Source organism: Paenibacillus amylolyticus, from assembly GCF_036894225.1.
Classification (GTDB): Bacteria; Bacillota; Bacilli; order Paenibacillales; family Paenibacillaceae; genus Paenibacillus; species Paenibacillus amylolyticus.
This window is the reverse complement of sequence record NZ_CP145892.1, coordinates 39,086-57,084: the sequence shown is the minus strand read 5'-3', so window position 1 is coordinate 57,084 and position 17,999 is coordinate 39,086. Positions and strand designations below refer to the sequence as shown.

19 protein-coding genes are annotated in these 17,999 nt (G+C 47.6%); 1 reads left to right on the top strand and 18 read right to left on the bottom strand.

Annotated elements, in window-relative coordinates; genetic code table 11:
- Positions 1-177: 177 nt before the first annotated feature.
- The 13 genes from V6668_RS00275 to pth form a co-directional block, all read right to left on the bottom strand.
- Positions 178-708 carry a S1 domain-containing RNA-binding protein gene (locus tag V6668_RS00275; RefSeq protein WP_017691357.1) on the bottom strand — a complete coding sequence of 177 codons (531 nt, stop codon included), beginning with the start codon at positions 706-708 and terminating at the stop codon, positions 178-180.
- 198 nt (positions 709-906) lie between these two features.
- A complete protein-coding gene (locus V6668_RS00270; RefSeq protein ID WP_017691358.1) occupies positions 907-1,242 on the bottom strand; it encodes an FtsB family cell division protein in 336 nt (111 codons plus the stop codon).
- 11 nt (positions 1,243-1,253) lie between these two features.
- Positions 1,254-1,823, bottom strand: coding sequence for a spore cortex biosynthesis protein YabQ (gene yabQ, locus V6668_RS00265; RefSeq protein ID WP_017691359.1), 570 nt, complete (start codon positions 1,821-1,823; stop codon positions 1,254-1,256).
- Positions 1,820-2,104: a sporulation protein YabP gene (yabP, locus tag V6668_RS00260; protein ID WP_036606119.1), complete on the bottom strand. Its 285-nt coding sequence runs from the start codon at positions 2,102-2,104 to the stop codon at positions 1,820-1,822. The genes yabQ and yabP overlap by 4 nt, the downstream gene beginning before the upstream one ends.
- A 172-nt stretch (positions 2,105-2,276) precedes the next feature.
- Entirely contained in the window at positions 2,277-2,555 is a 279-nt protein-coding gene (locus tag V6668_RS00255) for an RNA-binding S4 domain-containing protein (RefSeq protein ID WP_036606120.1), read from the bottom strand.
- The gene (locus V6668_RS00250; RefSeq protein ID WP_017691362.1) at positions 2,555-2,827 is read right to left on the bottom strand and encodes an HU family DNA-binding protein; all 273 of its coding nucleotides are present in this window, start codon (positions 2,825-2,827) and stop codon (positions 2,555-2,557) included. Before V6668_RS00250 ends, V6668_RS00255 begins: the two co-directional genes overlap by 1 nt.
- A 314-nt stretch (positions 2,828-3,141) precedes the next feature.
- Positions 3,142-4,635, bottom strand: coding sequence for a nucleoside triphosphate pyrophosphohydrolase (mazG, locus tag V6668_RS00245; protein WP_338707451.1), 1,494 nt, complete (start codon positions 4,633-4,635; stop codon positions 3,142-3,144).
- Between the two features lie 149 nt (positions 4,636-4,784).
- Entirely contained in the window at positions 4,785-6,533 is a 1,749-nt protein-coding gene (locus V6668_RS00240; protein ID WP_338707450.1) for a polysaccharide biosynthesis protein, read from the bottom strand.
- Between the two features lie 166 nt (positions 6,534-6,699).
- Complete coding sequence (spoVT, locus tag V6668_RS00235; RefSeq protein WP_036606123.1) at positions 6,700-7,242, bottom strand: stage V sporulation protein T; 543 nt, start codon at positions 7,240-7,242, stop codon at positions 6,700-6,702.
- Between the two features lie 329 nt (positions 7,243-7,571).
- Complete coding sequence (locus V6668_RS00230) at positions 7,572-8,732, bottom strand: peptidylprolyl isomerase (protein WP_036668467.1); 1,161 nt, start codon at positions 8,730-8,732, stop codon at positions 7,572-7,574.
- Positions 8,716-12,243, bottom strand: a complete 3,528-nt coding sequence (mfd, locus tag V6668_RS00225) for a transcription-repair coupling factor (RefSeq protein WP_036606125.1) — start codon at positions 12,241-12,243, stop codon at positions 8,716-8,718. Before mfd ends, V6668_RS00230 begins: the two co-directional genes overlap by 17 nt.
- Before the next feature lie 272 nt (positions 12,244-12,515).
- Positions 12,516-12,746 (bottom strand): anti-sigma-F factor Fin family protein, encoded by a 231-nt coding sequence (locus V6668_RS00220; RefSeq protein ID WP_017691368.1) that lies wholly within the window; start codon positions 12,744-12,746, stop codon positions 12,516-12,518.
- Positions 12,747-12,843: 97 nt separating this feature from the next.
- A complete protein-coding gene (gene pth, locus V6668_RS00215) occupies positions 12,844-13,404 on the bottom strand; it encodes an aminoacyl-tRNA hydrolase (RefSeq protein WP_036606126.1) in 561 nt (186 codons plus the stop codon).
- A 139-nt stretch (positions 13,405-13,543) separates the two neighbouring features.
- Between pth and V6668_RS00210 the strand changes: the two genes are divergently transcribed.
- Positions 13,544-13,744, top strand: coding sequence for a hypothetical protein (locus V6668_RS00210; protein ID WP_024633712.1), 201 nt, complete (start codon positions 13,544-13,546; stop codon positions 13,742-13,744).
- Between the two features lie 105 nt (positions 13,745-13,849).
- Here the strand turns inward: V6668_RS00210 and V6668_RS00205 are convergent, their stop codons facing one another.
- The 5 genes from V6668_RS00205 to purR all read right to left on the bottom strand — a co-directional run bounded on the left by V6668_RS00205 (position 13,850) and on the right by purR (position 17,952).
- Entirely contained in the window at positions 13,850-14,803 is a 954-nt protein-coding gene (locus tag V6668_RS00205; protein ID WP_017691370.1) for a ribose-phosphate diphosphokinase, read from the bottom strand.
- Between the two features lie 101 nt (positions 14,804-14,904).
- On the bottom strand, positions 14,905-16,296 hold the full coding sequence (glmU, locus tag V6668_RS00200; RefSeq protein ID WP_260633062.1) for a bifunctional UDP-N-acetylglucosamine diphosphorylase/glucosamine-1-phosphate N-acetyltransferase GlmU: 1,392 nt from the start codon (positions 16,294-16,296) through the stop codon (positions 14,905-14,907).
- 77 nt (positions 16,297-16,373) lie between these two features.
- Positions 16,374-16,568 carry a hypothetical protein gene (locus V6668_RS00195; protein ID WP_124118801.1) on the bottom strand — a complete coding sequence of 65 codons (195 nt, stop codon included), beginning with the start codon at positions 16,566-16,568 and terminating at the stop codon, positions 16,374-16,376.
- A gap of 83 nt (positions 16,569-16,651) precedes the next feature.
- A complete protein-coding gene (gene spoVG / locus V6668_RS00190; protein WP_017691372.1) occupies positions 16,652-16,936 on the bottom strand; it encodes a septation regulator SpoVG in 285 nt (94 codons plus the stop codon).
- Between the two features lie 188 nt (positions 16,937-17,124).
- A complete protein-coding gene (gene purR / locus V6668_RS00185) occupies positions 17,125-17,952 on the bottom strand; it encodes a pur operon repressor (RefSeq protein ID WP_017691373.1) in 828 nt (275 codons plus the stop codon).
- Between the last annotated feature and the right edge of the window lie 47 nt (positions 17,953-17,999).

Here is a 17,999-nt window from a genome sequence, read left to right as displayed (position 1 = left end):
AATGGTAGACGACAAATGTTCTTATGGTTTCATTTTGCCGTGCAGAAAAACTGGGGATATGGAGCTTCACCTTACAAAAAAAGCTATTCAACTACTTATCTGTGAAAGAAACGCAAAAAAACCGTTAGCCCATGGGCTAACGGTTTTACTTATATGTTTAGATCAGGTTGTGACAGATTACACACGCTTGGCTCCACGGCCTCCGCGTTTGCCTTCTGTGTTCTTCTTAAGCGAAGAGATCCGCTCTTCACTATCTTTCAGGAAGCGTGACATTTTATCCTCAAATGAAGGTTTGCCTGCTGCGGGCTTGAAAGAACGGCCTCCGCGGTCACCACGGTTAAATCCACCGCCGCCACCACCACGACCTTGGCCACCACTTGGGCCTCCGCCGCTGAATCGTTCGCGATCTCCTCCACTGCGTTCCGGTCTAGGAGCTCTCGGGGGTCTAGATTGGGTTTGTTGCTCAACCGGTTTGTCAACAGCTTGCTTAATGGAAAGTCCGATCTTGCCATCCTTGTCAACGTTGATAACCTTCACTGTAACGAGGTCATTCAGCTTCAGGTGGTCGTTGACATCTTTGACATAATTGTCGGCGATTTCCGAGATGTGAACGAGACCCGTGACACCTCCTGACAGATCCACAAATGCTCCAAAATGCGTGATTCCTGTCACCTTGCCCTCTAACTTGGTGCCCACTTCAATTGCCATAGAATAAAATGATCCTCCCTTAAAAATATACAACCCGATTTTTTGAATGCCAAAATCAATGCTGCGCTAATGTAATTATACCTTATGCCATAAACCAAGGTCAACTGAACACTACCCCATCAGAGAGCCTATTTTTTCCGGTTTAACGGCTTCAGACACACGGATAACAAACCTAGCTCGGTAATAGACCGAATTCCATCAGTTCCCTGACTCTTCAACCTGGATCGGCGTTTCCTCAGGAAGATAATATCCTTTTTTCCGTGCCAGCTGTCCTATGTATTCAGGGTCATTCAACCGGCTGACTTCGTACTTCAACTGTTCCAGCTTCTTCAACGTATCTTCCTTTGAAGCTTGCTGAGTGGCCAGATGAGAACTCTTGTCCGAAATTTGTGCAGTCTGCACAAGGAATGTATATCCTGCCCATATTACAAATACAATCATAAACGTCATCCAAAGCATGAGGCGCCTTTTTGCACCGGCAGATTTTCCTTGGTTAGTTGGAGCCTTTGATCTGCCCACAGGTGTTTTACCCATTACGGACCTCCTTAAAACCAGCGTTTCCACATCGCTGCAATTCTTGTACCCACACGGATCATGAAGCGTGGCGTTACCCAATGTTTCAGGAGCGGCCTAAACATCCAGCGGAACAACTTGCCGAAAGGTACCAAACACTGTAGCACCAGCCTGCCCAGGAATAATAGTATCGCAATTACAAAACCGAATAATACGCGAATTAACTTATAAATTCCTTTAGCCGGCATAACGATCAGGATGTTAAGGATATGTCCACACCAATGAATCAGCGTTCTTGCGAGTTTAATTAACATTACCACAAAACGCTGGGTTGTAACACTTAAAAGCCAAAAATAGAAGCAAACCCCTATAATCAGCCCCAAAAAGACATAAAACCGCAACTGTCCGTGGTTTCCGGCGTATAGCATCCGAAAAACGAACAGCGCGGAAGCAACCCAGTACAACAGATCGAGCGTGTGAATACTCCATCTCGGAAACCGCAGCTGTCCGGACAGTACCCGGTAACTGTCGTAGGCCATTCCCATCACGACCCCCGAAGTAAGCATCCACATCAATGTGATCCATTGAGTATCCGGACTCATCGGAACATCTTGCCAAACAGGCCTTTACCATTTTTGGACTGGGAACCGGGGTCCAGATATTGGAGCGAACTGACTGTGCCTTCAATGGATAACAGACCTTCCTCCAGGCTCAGGTTTTTGATATGTAAATTGTGCCCCCGGATGGTCAGATGCCCAAGTTCAGTCTGCAGCAAAAATTCCTCACTGTCGAAGCTCTCCACATTGGAGACACCCGTCAGATCCAGCAGTTTCCGATTCTGCATGCTCAGATGATGCTGTTTGGCCTTACCGTGCTCAACCATGGCATGTACCCCTCCTTCTTACACCTAGCTTATGGGTATGGAGGTTGGAATAGAACCAGCGTTGTTGAACAAATAACCCGGCATTCAGTAAAAAACAAAAACGCCCTTCCCTGTTACAGGAGGACGTTTCGATTCAACTTGCATTGAATGAATATTTATACCAGATGTACTGTTACCAGTTCATTCCGTTATCCTTGGCGATCGGCTCTTCCTTCACCAAGGTGTAGAGGCTGCTCGCCTCATCCTTCTTGGTACTCTCGGCAATTCGTTCCACCTTCACAGTGACCAGTTTCTGACCGAACTGAACCGTCAGCTCATCGCCCACTTTGACAGCGGCGCTGGGCTTAGCTTCACGTCCGTTTACCAGAACACGTCCCTGTTCAGAGACGTCCTTGGCCACAGTGCGGCGTTTGATTAGCCGGGAGACCTTCAGGAATTTATCAAGACGCATTATTTTACGGCTTCTTTAAGTTTGTTGCCTGCTTTGAATGCAGGAACAGTGGACTCAGGAATCACGATTTCATTCCCTGTTTGTGGGTTACGTCCGGTACGACCGGAACGTTTGCGGGTCTCAAAAGTGCCAAAGCCGATCAATTGTACTTTGTCTCCGCTGGCAAGTGCATCTGTAATTTCTCCCAAAAAGCCGTTCAATACGGACTCAACGTCTTTTTTAGTCAAACCACTTTTGGTTGAAATGTTGTTAATCAGATCTGTTTTGTTCATTTTTAAAAGCCTCCCAAATTGAAAAAAAAGTATCTGCGATTCCTGACAATACATCGATTGCCGCTGATTCGCGTTAGGTCACTACACATGTATTCTGGCTTGGCATCTGAAATCCTGCCTTAGTCCGCGACTTTTTTTAGCTTTTTGTCGATGGTCCGCAGGCAACAGTCTAAGACCAGTACCCGAAACCCTCCGTCGCTAAACACCTATCCCAGTCAAGACAGATGAACACATGTTCGTATTTCGTATATCATAACACACTGCATAACATGATGGAATAAGGTTTATCGGTATTTCCCAGAAAATTGAACCCGTTATAATCCTGCCTTCTTCGCATCCTGCCAGAATTGCTCCATCTCTTCTACATTGCTATCTGCTGGTGTTCTTCCCTGTTCACGCAAACGCCCCTCGATGTACTGGAACCGCCCGATGAACTTGCGATTGGTCGCAGCAAGCGCCTCTTCCGGGTCCGTATCAATGAATCTTGCAACGTTGGCAGCTGCGAATAATAAATCACCCAGTTCGAGCTTCCGTTCTTCCGCAGACTGGCCTTGTTGCACCGCTTCTTTCAACTCCGCCAGTTCTTCCTCGATCTTGGCAAACACACCTTCAACATCATCCCAGTCAAAGCCTACTTTGGCTGCTTTCTTCTGTAACTTGTATCCCTTCATCAATGCAGGCAAGTCACGCGGTATGCCATCCAGCACGGAAACCTGCTGCTGATCCTGCCCTTTGCGCTTCTTCTCCTCTGCCTTCATCTGTTCCCAGTTCTGAAGAGCTTCATTCGCATCTTCTGCCTGATTATCGCCAAAAACATGTGGATGGCGGAAGATCAGCTTATCATTCAAACCTTCGATGACATCATACACATTAAATGTGCCCACTTCTTCTTCCATCTGGGAATGCAATAAAATCTGCAGCAGCAGATCACCCAGTTCTTCTTTCATATGGTCGGGGTCATCCTCATCGATCGTCTCAATGACCTCATAGGTCTCTTCAATCAGGTTTTTGCGAATGGACTGATGTGTCTGCTCCTGATCCCATGGACAGCCACCCGGACTGCGAAGAATATTGACGATCTCATGCAAACGCGCAAAGGAACGGCGACGCATCGCATCATCAGTGTTCTTCGGTACATAGATCAGTGACAGATTGCCGTACCCTTCGATCCGGTCCAGTTCGTGCAATGGAATCTTGTGAATGACCTCCTGGCCCTGTACACCCAACGCGTGACCCACAAATACCGGATAATCATCCGGGTAAACCTCCATCAGGCATAGCTTCACATCCGAAGCAGTAAACACATCGTAGACTTGTCCAATCAATGTATGTAGCTGTGGTTGTACCAATTCCGTGTTCAGGCTGCTGGCATCCAGAAGTTGAAACCCTTCAATCGGGTCGAATCCAAGCCGTATAAAGGCTTCGTCCAGGAAACTCTCTCCGCCCATGACACGCAGTGAAATGCCCATCTGCGGACAACGTTCTTTGAGCAGGCGTACACTTGCTTCTGCCACCATCGGATGACCAGGTACGGCATACACAATCTCCGTTCCAGCCTCACCCTTGCGAGCAGCTTCTATCAGTTGGTTCGCGATCTCATCATATACTTCGGGGAAGGAGGACTTCGCCTCATAGATGGCATCAAATGATGTCATCTCCAGCCCCTCTTGCTTCAGATCATTCAATACGGGATGATCCAGGGTACGTACATACAGCGTAGCTGCATGTTTCATTTTTTTGATAATACCTACGGTCAGTTGGTCTGCATCTCCAGATCCAAGACCCACTACGGTTAAAGCTGCACTCATTACGTAAACCTCCATCCGGACTATCCTGTCCAGGCTCACTGATTCATCATGCCTGAAGAGGACTAATTACACGTATTATACCAGAATCATTCGATATCCTATAATTGCATATTAGCTGTGATGGGTGTAGAAGCACCGTGAGCATGGAGCTAGCGCAGCACACGCAGTCTGCGCAGCAGCTTGGCAAGGCGAGGCCCCAACTTGGGCACAGCCGCCAGCTCCGCGGCGGTCAGTAGCCCTGTCCAGGCCGCCGCCAGCAAGAACACGGCCGAGCCTGCGGCAATGCCCAGCAGGCTCACGCCCATCGCGGCCAGCCGGCGGTCGGCCGCGATACCCATGCCGCCGAGCATCGCTTCGGCGGCCCAGGCAGTGCCTAACGCCGCCAGACTCATGGCGGCGATCACCAGCGCCGGCTTCGCCAGGACGGCGCCAGGGGCAGGGCGCAGGGCGACAAGTCGCGCCAGCAGCGTCACATTCAGGCCAGCCGCCAGCATGTAGGCGACTGCGCCTGCCAGAGCCGCGCCGCTGATGCCCAGCGCCGGCACAAGCATGACGTTCAGCAGCGCCTTGATGCCTGCGGCGGCCAGCATGCTGAACGCGGGTGCGCGCACGGCGCCGAGGCCTTGCAGCAGCGCCGCCGCAATAATGCTGACGGTGCTGCCCGCAGCCGTCAGCGCCATGTACCGCAGTGCTTCGGTGCCTGCGGCATCTCCGTACAGCATGCGGTTAATCGGCTCCGCCAACACCGCGAGACCCGCGGATGCCGCCAGGCCGATCAACCAGAACCAGCGTAGCGCGAGGCCTGCTTGCTGCCGGACGGCTTCTGGCCCGCCCTTTAACCGGGCTTCCGCCATCGCCGGAATAAACAGCACAGATAGTGACGTGGCAAGCATCGTCACCAGTTGAACCAGCGGCAATCCACGGTTGTAGATGCCGAAGGAAACCATCGACTGGAGTTCATCCAGCCCTTCTCCTCGTAGAAGCCGTGGCACGGTGAAGGTATCCACCAGATTCATCAACGGCACGGCGAGTGACCCGAGACAGACGGGAATGGCATACATGAGTAGCGTCTTGATCCACTCACCATTGGATCGTGATCTTTCTGCCAGAGTCGGGTTAATAGCACTCACCGTTTTCTTCAGCGGCGTAACCGGTGTATTCTCCTGACGTTCATGATGATCTGATCCAACCTCTCCACTGTTACTGCTCCATTCCGAATCCAATTGTTCGGTGACCACTTCTCTGCCTTTCCGCCGATGACGGACCATGTACCCTAACATGGTTAACAGCCCAACCATTCCACCAGCAACGGAGCCCATCATGGCGCCAGCGGCAATAGTCTCAAGCGAAGCGTCCCGTCTCATCAACCACAGAAGAAGAACAATCATGACGGTGACACGTATCGTCTGCTCCACCACTTGTGATACTGCTGTTGGAACCATCTGTTGTAATCCCTGAAAATATCCCCGCAGCCCTGTCATCACCGGTACGAACAATAACGCCCATGAAGCAGCACGAATCGATGGAACCACATGGCGGTTGCCAATCATGTCAGCGATCAGCGGCGCACCTGCATACATCAAAAGCGCCATTATAATTCCAATTCCCCCGAGCAGTAGGGAAGATAGTCGAATAATTCTTCTGCTCTCGTCTGGTCTTCCGAGTGCGTTCTGTTCTGCTACGAATTTGGATACGGCCAGCGGCAGTCCTGCAGCAGCAAGCGTGATAATGAGCATATATAACGGATACACCGTATTGTAGATGCCAAATACACCGTCTCCCCCCAGGTTCTGCAGCGGAATCTTCTGAAAAGCACCAATGATTTTAGAGATAATGGCAGCAAGCCCAAGTATAAAAGCACCCTGTAGCAACCTTGAGCCTGTAGACGGCTGTTTCATAATTCCCTCCCGCGTAATCCTTTTAAGCATACCTTGCTATTATAACTGCCTGAAGGCACACAGACTAACCCTCCCCCATCACAATCATCCGGATTAACTTCGTTGTCCCTTAAAATGCAAAAACTCCCGTATGCCCAAGACAGGGCACCAGGAGTTGATCTGCGGTCTATTGTTCCATTTGCTTGCCAAGGAAACCAGCAGCCGTCTCAGACATCTTCACTTCCATCTGAGACATCTTAACTGATTCGTCCTTATTGAACAGGATAACCGTTCCGATGGGGTCACCACCTGAAATAATCGGCGCAATAACAAAAGAGGATAACGTCTCGTCATGATCTTTGCTAAGTTCATAAGAACCGTTGTTTGTTTCCAAAATGGTCTTTCTGTTTTCCATACATCCCTCTAACAGTTGACCTACCTGCTTGTCCAAATACTCTTTTTTCGAACCACCTGCCACCGTGATAATGGTATCCCGGTCAGAAATCATCGTTACATGTCCTGTACTCTCATACAGGGATTCTGCATATTCTTTGGCAAAATCACCAAGTTCGCCAATTGGCGAATATTTTTTAAGGATAACTTCTCCATCACGATCCACGAAAATTTCCAGTGGATCACCTTCACGAATACGTAACGTACGGCGGATTTCTTTTGGAATGACCACACGACCAAGGTCATCTATACGGCGGACAATACCAGTAGCTTTCATTTCACATGTTGCCCCACTTTCTCGAGAAGATTTTTCAACTACTGTTCCTTAATGGGTAGAGGAAAGTCCCAGAACGTTTAGTGTGATATCTTGACCATAGTATTCATCTGTTCCCATTTCCTTATACATGCTTCGGAGAATATAGTTGTGTAACTTTCGAAGAAGGCGACCATGTACCCATACGACTTGAATAGATACAAGAAGAAGCAAGAAGGAGGTCCTAAGTCCTCCCCTTGCTTCTCTGTATGGTTGTCCATATTTACGTAGTACAAGGCATTCATTCGGGCGAATTTAACCTGAACGTATGCAAACACAGCAATTTTACCAGCTTACTTACTGCTTGTACCTTCATCTGTAGTTGCATCTTTGTCTGTTCCAGTCGTACCTTGGTCAGTCTTGGTATCCGTACCTGTGGAGTCATCCGTTTTTGGTTCGGTTGTTTTCTCTCCTTCAGTTCCTGTACCCGTAGTACCTTCAGTTGTGCCTTCAGTCTTACCTTCTTCAGCTTTTTCTGTTTTTGGCAGTTTAACTTCTTTTACGATTTTGTCCAATTCATTTTGCATGAACGTATCGATTTCAGCTGCAGCCAATTGGCTCTTCAGACTTTCTTTTTGTTCAGCCGTCAATTTGGCAAAGTCAGCTTCTGTACGAGCTTCCACTTTCATGACGTGGTAACCGTACTCTGTCTCTACTGGATCACTGATTTTGTTCAGTGGCAATGTTTTTGCAGCTTCCTTAAATGCCTCTACCCAGCTGCCTACAGGTGTATTTTCATACAGTCCACCCTTTTCAGCAGAACCTGGATCTTCGGAATATTTTTTTGCAATTTCAGCAAAATCAGCTCCGCCATCCAACTTGGTTTTTACTTCTTTTGCAATTTTAAGTGCATCTTCTTTTTTACGCTCTTTTTGCGTTTTTGGATCTGTGAAGTTAATCAGCACGTGACGAACGGAAGCCGTTGTGAACTGATCTTTGTTTTTCTCAAACTCAGCCTTGATTGCATCGTCCGTAACGCCTGTTTCTTTATCTTTGATTACTGTCATGATCCGAGTCATGTAGTCTTTAATGTTGTCGTCAGTCAGTTTCTGAGCTTTGAGCATTTCTGTCCATTGATCTGCCTGAACAGAAGCTTTCATTTTATCGAATTGCTCAGTTGCCGCTTTTGTACCTGCTGTTTTGGCTTCTTCACTTGCTTTGCCACTCAGATATTCATAAGCAACTTCCTGTTTTACCAGATACTCTTTGAAATCGTCCATATCCATCATTTGTGCATACTCCGGATAGAGGAATTTCATGACACGTTGCTCCATATCGAATTCATTGGCTGTAATAGTACCACCATCATACGTTGCGACTACAGCACTTGTATCCGTCGATTCAGGTGTTTTTGCTTCTTCCTTCTTGCCACATGCAGCAAGCAGTGATAAGGATAGTACTGCGACCATGCTCACAGACAGTACTTTTCCTACTTTTTTATACTTTGGTAACATCCTTTAGTTCCCCCTTTGATTTAAAAGCAGTTTTCATGGACTCCAGAATTTTCTCTACCAGCTCCATCAGTTGCTTATCCCCAAGCCCCTTGCCTTTTGCGTGAATCAGCATATGGGGTCCTTGTTCAAATTGTACACGTCTTTCGAACTGATTTCCAATGTGCGCGATTTTCGAGAGTTCAAAGGCATGTTCACGCCCTTCATAGAACTTCACGGTAATGTCCTCACCACGTTGGGAAATGGACTCAATACCGTAGATTTTGCCGTATACTTTCATCCGCGCAACAGCCAGCAAGTTAATGACGGCTTCCGGAAGATCACCGAATCGGTCAACCAATTCGTCTTCCAACTCCATCGCATCGTCGAAGGATGCAATGACCGCCACTTTTTTGTAGATCTCAATCTTCTGAATACTGTCATAGATATAATCGGACGGCAAGTAGGCATCGATACTGAGATCCAGGGTTGTGTTCCACTGATCTGAAGGTACCGGCTCCTCGCCAAGCATCGTAACTTTGCGTTTGTTGATCTCCTCCGCAAGCATCTGGGAATACAGATCAAACCCGACGGAAGCGATGAAACCATGCTGCTCCGCTCCTAGCAGATTTCCCGCCCCACGAATCGACAAGTCACGCATGGCGATTTTGAATCCCGAACCCAGTTCGGTGAATTCTTTGATTGATTGCAGACGTTTCTCAGCAACTTCAGTAAGCACTTTATCCCGTTGGTACGTGAAATAGGCATACGCAATACGGTTGGAACGACCCACACGTCCGCGCAGCTGATACAGTTGGGAGAGTCCCATTTTATCCGCATCATGTACGATCAGTGTATTTACGTTCGGAATATCTACCCCGGTCTCGATGATACTTGTGCTCACAAGCACGTCATATTCACCATCCAGGAAGTCCAGAATCGTTTTCTCCAGCTCTGTTTCCGACATCTGACCATGTCCTACACCAACTTTGGCTTCAGGCACAAGCTCAGAAATTTCGGCAGCCATCTCCTGAATTCCCTGAACACGGTTGTAGAGGTAATACACTTGCCCACCACGGGCAAGCTCACGCTCAATCGCTTCACGAACAAGCGCCTGGCTGTGTTCAACCACATAGGTCTGCACCGGGAAACGATTCTCTGGTGGAGTCTCAATAACGGACAGATCACGCACACCCAGCATGGACATATGAAGCGTACGCGGAATCGGCGTTGCCGTCAGTGTCAGCACGTCTACATTGGTTTTCAGCTTCTTCAGTTTTTCCTTATGGGTTACACCGAAGCGCTGTTCTTCATCAACAATGAGCAGTCCCAGGTCCTTGAACACCAGATCCTGCGACAGCAATCGATGTGTCCCGATGACAATATCCACTGTACCTGCCTTGATGCCTTTCGCTGTTTCATTCTGCTCTTTACGGGAGCGGAACCGGCTAAGCACATGAATGTTGAACGGATAACCGGAGAAGCGCTCACGGAACGTCTCAAAATGCTGCTGTGCCAAAATAGTTGTTGGCACGAGGACAGCCACCTGTTTGCCTTCAATAGCTGCTTTAAATGCAGCCCGAATAGCCACCTCGGTTTTGCCGTAACCAACATCCCCACACAATAAACGATCCATTGGACGGTTTTGTTCCATGTCCTTTTTGATTTCTTCGATCGCACGCACCTGATCACGTGTCTCATCGTAAGGGAACATGTCCTCAAACTCCTGCTGCTCCGCAGAATCCTTGTCGAATCCAAACCCTTTGGAGGTCTGACGCTCTGCATACAGCTTAATTAGATCATCAGCAATATCCTGTACAGATGTGCGGACTTTATTTTTAACCCGTGTCCACTCATTGCCGCCCAGCTTGTATATTTTCGGTTCTTTCTCTTCGGAACCAACATATTTTTGAATCAGATCGATCTGCTCAATAGGTACAGACAGTTTGTCTCCACCCGCATAGAGAATATGCATGTAGTCCTTATGAATACCGCCAACCTCGAGGGTGCCGATCCCCAGGTACTTACCAATCCCGTGGTTCTGATGAACGACATAATCGCCCACTTTTAGCTCGCTATATGATTTGATCCGTTCAGCATTATCCACATTCCGAATCGGTTTGCGTACTTTACGCTGTTTTTGCGAGAACATCTCGCCCTCGGTCACAACAGCCAAGTGAATGGACGGCATTTCAAATCCCGTTTGCAAATTACCGATCATCATCTCTGGCTCTGGAATATCATAGTCCATCAGTACCCGGCGCATCCGCTCGAGTCGCTCCTCACCGTTCGCCAGCATGAGCACTTTGACTCCGGCCTTCTGCCAACGCTCCATCTCTGCCTTCAGTACGTTCATCTGTCCATGGAAATCCTGCATGCCACGACTGATGAAGTTCAGAATGTTTTGTGGTTGAGTGTGTGGAACTTGGCGCAAAAAGATCGACATAAACAGCGTCTGGAATGGACGCTCATACAAGAGTTCATCACCGTCTGCGGATAATGGAAGATCCGGAAGTGTTTTTCCGTTTTGCATCAAATGTAGGTTCCACTCTGATTCATCACGGTCCAGCTGTTTCGATGTCTCCGATAGTCTGGCAGGCTCATCAAGAACCAGCAGGGTATCTTCTGGCATATAATCGTAGATCGTTTTGTTCTCCGGATAGAGCGGAGAAATATATTTATACATTTCGGAGAAATACACGTGTTCCCGCAAAAGCTCGATCTCCCGGTGAATTTCCTCACGAAGACGCAGCTTCGCCTGCCGGTCCGTCATTTTCTCCAGCTGTTGCTCCAGCAAAAGAGCAGCCGCATCAGCAGCCTTTTCCATACGTTCACGATCTGCAATTAACTCCTTGCATGGTAAAACCGTAATTTCTTCAATCCGTTCAATTGAACGCTGATCCGCTGGATCAAATGTCCGAATGGAGTCGATCTCATCATCAAATAACTCCACCCGATATGCGATCGATGAAGTAACCGGATAGAAGTCGATGATACCTCCGCGTACACTCATCTCACCACGAGATTCCACGCGTTCCACACGCTCGTACCCGAGCTTTACCATCTCCAGCAGGAAGGAGTCCAGTTGAAGTGTGTTACCCTGTTTAATCAAAATTCGAGCATTGGCCATCACTTCCGGAAGCGGAACATAACGTCTTACCCCGGAAAAAGGAATAACAACAACGCCCCTGAATCCCTGGGCGCAGCGGACCAACACATCAATACGCTGACCCAATGTTTCCGGGCTGGAAACAGCAGCTTCCGCAGCGACAAGTTCGTTGGCAGGATAGATCAACACCTGATCAGGTGAAAGCGCTTCCTGTAAATCTTCTGCAATTTTTTGAGCTGAAAACATATTATGTGTTACTACGAGCAATGGTCGGTTCATTTCCTGATGCAAGGCAGCCAGCATAATCTGACGCGCCGAGCCGGATAAACCCGAAACCAATTGTTCCTTCATGCCGGACTTGATTCCGGCTGTAATGGATCCGAAGTCTGGATCTTTGGAAAAAGCCTGTATAAGTGCTTGTAACAAAAGGGGCACCTCTCTTATAACTTACTTGATTATCTCACGCATACGCGTAGCATCACTATTAAAATGGATACAAATTCCTTTTTGTCCTGTTTCATCATATCGGATTACTCGCAACATTGCCACATCTGTTGATGCGGCTGAGCCTGATTTCGAAATAGCGATGACTTTCATGCCAACTGAAAAGAAGCCTCAGCAGGCTGCCAAGGCTATAAAAGGTGGAGCGTTATTACGCAACCGCCCTCAACTGTCATTCGATCCTGTACAGGCGATGTCTACTGAAGCGGACTCGCGAGCAGGCTAAGCTCCGGATTGTGCTCCAGGGCTTCCTTACAGTAATCACATGTAATCCGAACGGTAATGTCACCACCGGAATTATACGCTATTATATCCCTCCGCTCGTCGGGGGTCAAGAAATGAAAGCCGAGCTCTACTTCCGTTATCCGGGCAGAATCGATTCGTCCAATAAAGGTACGGCAATGCCTACACACGTAATTCACTGACATGTTTATGCCTCCTGAACATGGTTTATACATCCAGTATGTCCAGTATGGCTGAATCGAACCCGTCTTTATGATCATTTTACCAGTATGTCTTACAAAATTAACCGTTAAACTTCGCCATTGTTTGTTCAAACGTATGAGTCAAGCTATGCTCCAGGGCATCACATGTTTGCTCAATGGTCTGATCAAGGGCTTCCTTTTCTTTCTTCATAAATGTCGACAGTACATAATCAACAATGGCATGTCCTGGTTCAGGCCGGGATATTCCCATGCGCACCCGGTTAAACTGCTGTGTACCGGTATGCTGAATAATGGACTTGATTCCATTATGTCCGCCTGCACTACCTTGGTAACGCAATCTGACTTTGCCAATCTCTGTATCCATGTCGTCGTACACAACAATCAGATCTTCAAGACTAACTTTATAAAAATCCATATATGCTCGAACCGATTCACCAGACAAGTTCATATAGGTCATTGGTTTGATCAGTACGGTTTTCACACCGCCAATATTGCCTTCTCCAATCAGCGCTTTACATTTATTCTGTGTAATGGAGATATTATGACGATCAGCCAACCGATCCAGTGCCATAAAACCGATATTATGACGGGTTTTGGCATAGTTCGAGCCTGGATTTCCAAGTCCGACAATCCACTTCATCTTGTTCCCTCCTTCGGATTAGCCTGAGGTGAGGCATAGACTTCGAATCTTATATTTCATATAATATCAAGAAAGTAAAGATCGATTTACTGTAGTGTTCACAGTTAATATTTTATCGACCCAGGAAGGTGAGCGGGTTTTGCGCGAAGACAATGGACAACTGACTCAACATAGCGATTTTATCTATCATCTCGAATATCACGTACCTGTACAGGTATACGACCGCGACACCCATATTGAGATTGGTCTAATCACACGTTTCGATAATCAATTCGTCGAAATTGCCGACACGCTTTTTCATCGGCGTCGTTTCCGATTTATCTCCCGCCCGGGGTATTAGCTGACCAGCGTCTGTTTCACTCTTAATAAAACGGCACGCCGACAGGGGTTACATTTTCCATTGAACCGGAAAACGTAACCCCTCTACTACTTTATGCAGACATCCTTATTCAATTTCAAACAGCTTGCTGATTGACAATTCCTCATGAACCCGGATAATCGCTTCTCCGAGCAAAGGCGCTACAGACAACACTTTGAGTTTGCTTGTCGGATTAGCATGCGTAATTGGAATGGTATCCGTTACGATGACTTCCTTCAATGGTGCATTCTCCAAACGTTCCATCGCAGGTCCGGACAATACCGGGTGAGTACAGCACGCGTATACTTCTTTTACGCCGCCTTCCATCAGAGCATTCGCTCCCAGTACAATCGTTCCCGCCGTGTCAATAATGTCATCGATCAGGATGGCTGTTTTACCTTCGATGTTACCGATAATGTTCATCACTTCGCTCACATTTGGCTCAGGACGACGTTTATCGATAATCGCCAGGGGTGCATTCAGGAAATCAGCCAGTTTACGTGCGCGCACTACGCCACCGTGGTCAGGCGACACAACAACCGGATTTTCGATCTGTTTCGACCGGAAATATTGAGCCAGAATTGGCACGCCAAGCAAATGGTCGACTGGAATGTCGAAGAATCCCTGAATCTGCATTGCATGCAAGTCCATCGCGATGACACGGGTTGCACCCGCTTTTTCGATCAGGTTGGCAACCAGTTTCGCAGTAATTGGGTCACGTGAACGTGCCTTGCGATCCTGTCTTGCATAGCCATAGTAAGGAATAACGACGTTAATCGTCTTGGCAGATGCCCGTTTGAGTGCATCAATCATAACGAGCATTTCCATCAGGTTATCATTAACCGGCAAGCAAGTGGACTGCACGATATAAACGTGACAACCCCGAACACTCTCGGAGAGTTTCACTTGAATCTCGCCATCACTAAAGCTGGTTGTGTGAGATTCACCCATAGGGATCCCGATATAATCAGCAATTTGATGGGCGAGCTTGGGGTTAGAATTGCAAGTAAATATTTTTAATTTCGAATCAAAATAAGTCATAAAATAAAAACCCTCCGTGCTGGTTCATTGGAATCAATAAGCGTCTGCGACATGTCGGCACCTCCCCGATCTTCGGGAGGCAATCTTGTTATCAAAACCCCTTATTGGGGTTTGGCATTTTGTTTCTTGGCTTTGGCACGTCCGCGAATCTTCTCCGCATAACCAGGTTTATTCTCCTGACGTGGACGAGCAATGGCCAGATCATTCTCGGGAACGGAATGGGTAACGGTGGAGCCAGCAACCACATAAGCGCCTTTTCCTACCGTAATCGGTGCAATCAGATTGACGTTGCTGCCTACAAAAGCATCATCTTCAATCGTTGTCACAGCTTTATTATAACCATCATAATTGACAGTTATTGCCCCGCATCCAACATTTACGTTTTTCCCTACTTTGGCATCCCCAATATAGCTGAGATGAGATACTTTGGAACCTTCATCAATTGTAGCATTTTTCACTTCAACAAAGTCACCAATTTTTACGTTGCGACCCAGTTTGGTCCCTGGACGCAAATTAGCAAATGGGCCTACCGTTGCATCAGAACCAACCTCGGCATTGGATACTACCGAATGTTTAATCGTAACTCCGTCCTGAATAACGCTGTCTTCCACATCTGCCTGAGGACCAATATGACATGCTTCACCAATGGAAGTTGTGCCTTTGAGGATTGTCCCCGGATACAAAACTGTATCTGATCCAATCGTAACATCCGCTCCGATATATGTCGATGACGGATCAATGATTGTCACACCGTTCAACATATGGCGTACGGCAAGACGTTCACGCATGAAGGCTTCGGCTTGCGAAAGTGCAAGTCGGTCGTTAACCCCGATGGATTCTGCGATGTCATCCGACATGTAAGCTTCAACCACTTCTCCATCATTGCGGAAAATGCCAACCACGTCTGTGAGATAATACTCTCCCTGAGCGTTCTGGTTCGTCACTTTTTCCAAGGCAGCGAACAATTTTGCATTATCGAAACAGTATGTGCCTGTGTTAATCTCATTCACAGCATCTTCCTGCTCTGTGCAATCCTTTTGTTCCACAATCCGTTGTACAGATCCATCTTCTCCGCGAATGACGCGGCCATAACCTTTGGGATTGTCCAACTGAGCCGTAAGAACTGTGGCTGCTGCTCCGCTGCTCTCATGCAGCTTCATCAGACCTTCCAACGTCTCACTGGTCACAAGTGGTGTATCTCCGCAGACCACAATCGTAGAGCCAGTTTCACCGCCAAGCAAGGATTTAACCTGCTTCACTGCATGACCTGTACCCAGTTGTTCCGCCTGAAGTGCATACTCCGCTCTGGAACCCAAAAATGACTGCACCGCTTCGGCACCATGACCGACTACAACTACACTGCGTTCAACGCCTGCGCTGAGTGCTGCATCCAGCACATGTCCAACCATAGGTTTACCGCATACGGGATGCAGTACTTTGTACAATTTTGATTTCATTCGTTTTCCTTGCCCTGCGGCAAGAACGATTGCCATTCGTTTCAAAATTAACGACCTCCTGTTCTGAAAATCCCATTGAAATGCATTGCTGATCTGTATCCAATGAGTATCGTTCAGCCGGCTTCAAGCCGGTCCTGTTCATCGCCTGCTGTCTCTGTAATCACACGTAACAACGCGGACACCAACGAATCGTGACCTATATGTATACGCCGTGTACCTGCGAGCTTAACCGAATCCCAATGATTCCTAAGATGCCGCCCTGCCACCAAGCGCACGATGCGCTTTTTGTTCTCTGCTAATAAACTCAATACTGAATATATCTTATTCCGGTCAAAAAGAAAAGAGAGCCATAAGACATGGCTCTCTTTTCCTTCGAACCCCAATAATGTTCTCAGGCACCTTCTTCAATGACTTCTTCCTCAGTTGCCGCACGATCGTATTCAGTCAAAACTGCTGCCTGAATCTTCTCACGCGTACCGGAAGAGATCGGGTGGGCGATATCACGGAACTCTCCATCAGGAGTACGTTTGCTCGGCATAGCAACAAACATTCCGTTGTTACCATCAATGACACGAATGTCATGAACGACGAATTCGTTATCGATGGTAATGGATGCGATAGCCTTCATTCTCCCCTCCGAGTTAACACGGCGGAGTCTGACATCCGTAATTTGCATGTGTGTGTTCACCACCTTTTTCCATCAGAACTTGGTGTATAATTCCACACAGCATATACGAACTCCTTCTTTTTATAACCACAAAAATTTCCTAATTTCAGGAATTTTTTTATTTAATACACAATTCGACAACGTTAGTGCCAGGTCGATGGAAAAGACCTTTTAACGACATAACATTCGTCATCTTTCTACAGGTCAAAATAGTTGCCAGGCTTGACGGAAATCTGTCTGCTCTTGGCATCAACCGCTGTCAGTTTCGCCAGAGATACGTAATCTGTTAACAGGCGTTCTTCTGAATCTACAGAACCAGATTCCACCAGTACCCCTACCCCGGCAACTGTAGCATTAAACTCGGCCAAAAGATCGATCATTCCTTGCACCGTACCCCCGGCCTTCATGAAGTCATCCACAATAAGTACTCTGGAATGCTCACGCATCGCCCTACGAGAGAGTGACATGGTATGCAGACTTTTATGGGACCCGGATACATAATTGATACTTACGGCCGATCCTTCTGTAGCCTGATGGTCCCTGCGTACGAGCACGACAGGCAGGTTGAGCTGGGCTCCGGTCGCATAAGCCAGTGGAATTCCTTTGGTTTCTACCGTCATAACCACATCAATATTCATATTGCCAAAGGCCGTTGCAAAAATCTTGCCGGCTTCATTCATCAATGCGGGCTGACCAAGCAAGTCGGACATGTACAGGTATTCTCCAGGTAAGATCCGATCAGGTTGCGCGAGCTGGGTCGAGAGCCGCTCCGCAAATGCCAATGCCAGTTCTCGGGATACCTTCGGAATCCATCTTACTCCCCCGGCTGCTCCAGCCAGTGTATGCAGTTCTCCTGACCCACCTTCTTCGAACACTTCCTTGATAATCGCCAAATCTTCACTAATTGAAGACTTTGCGGCACCATAACGTTCGGCAAATGTGGTCAACGGAATAACCGTATGCGGTCTGGACAATAAGTATTGCGTCATTTCAACCAGCCTTGCGCTTCGTTTTAACTTCTTCACAGAGATCCATCCTCACGATCACGGAAACATCCAAATCCGAATAATTA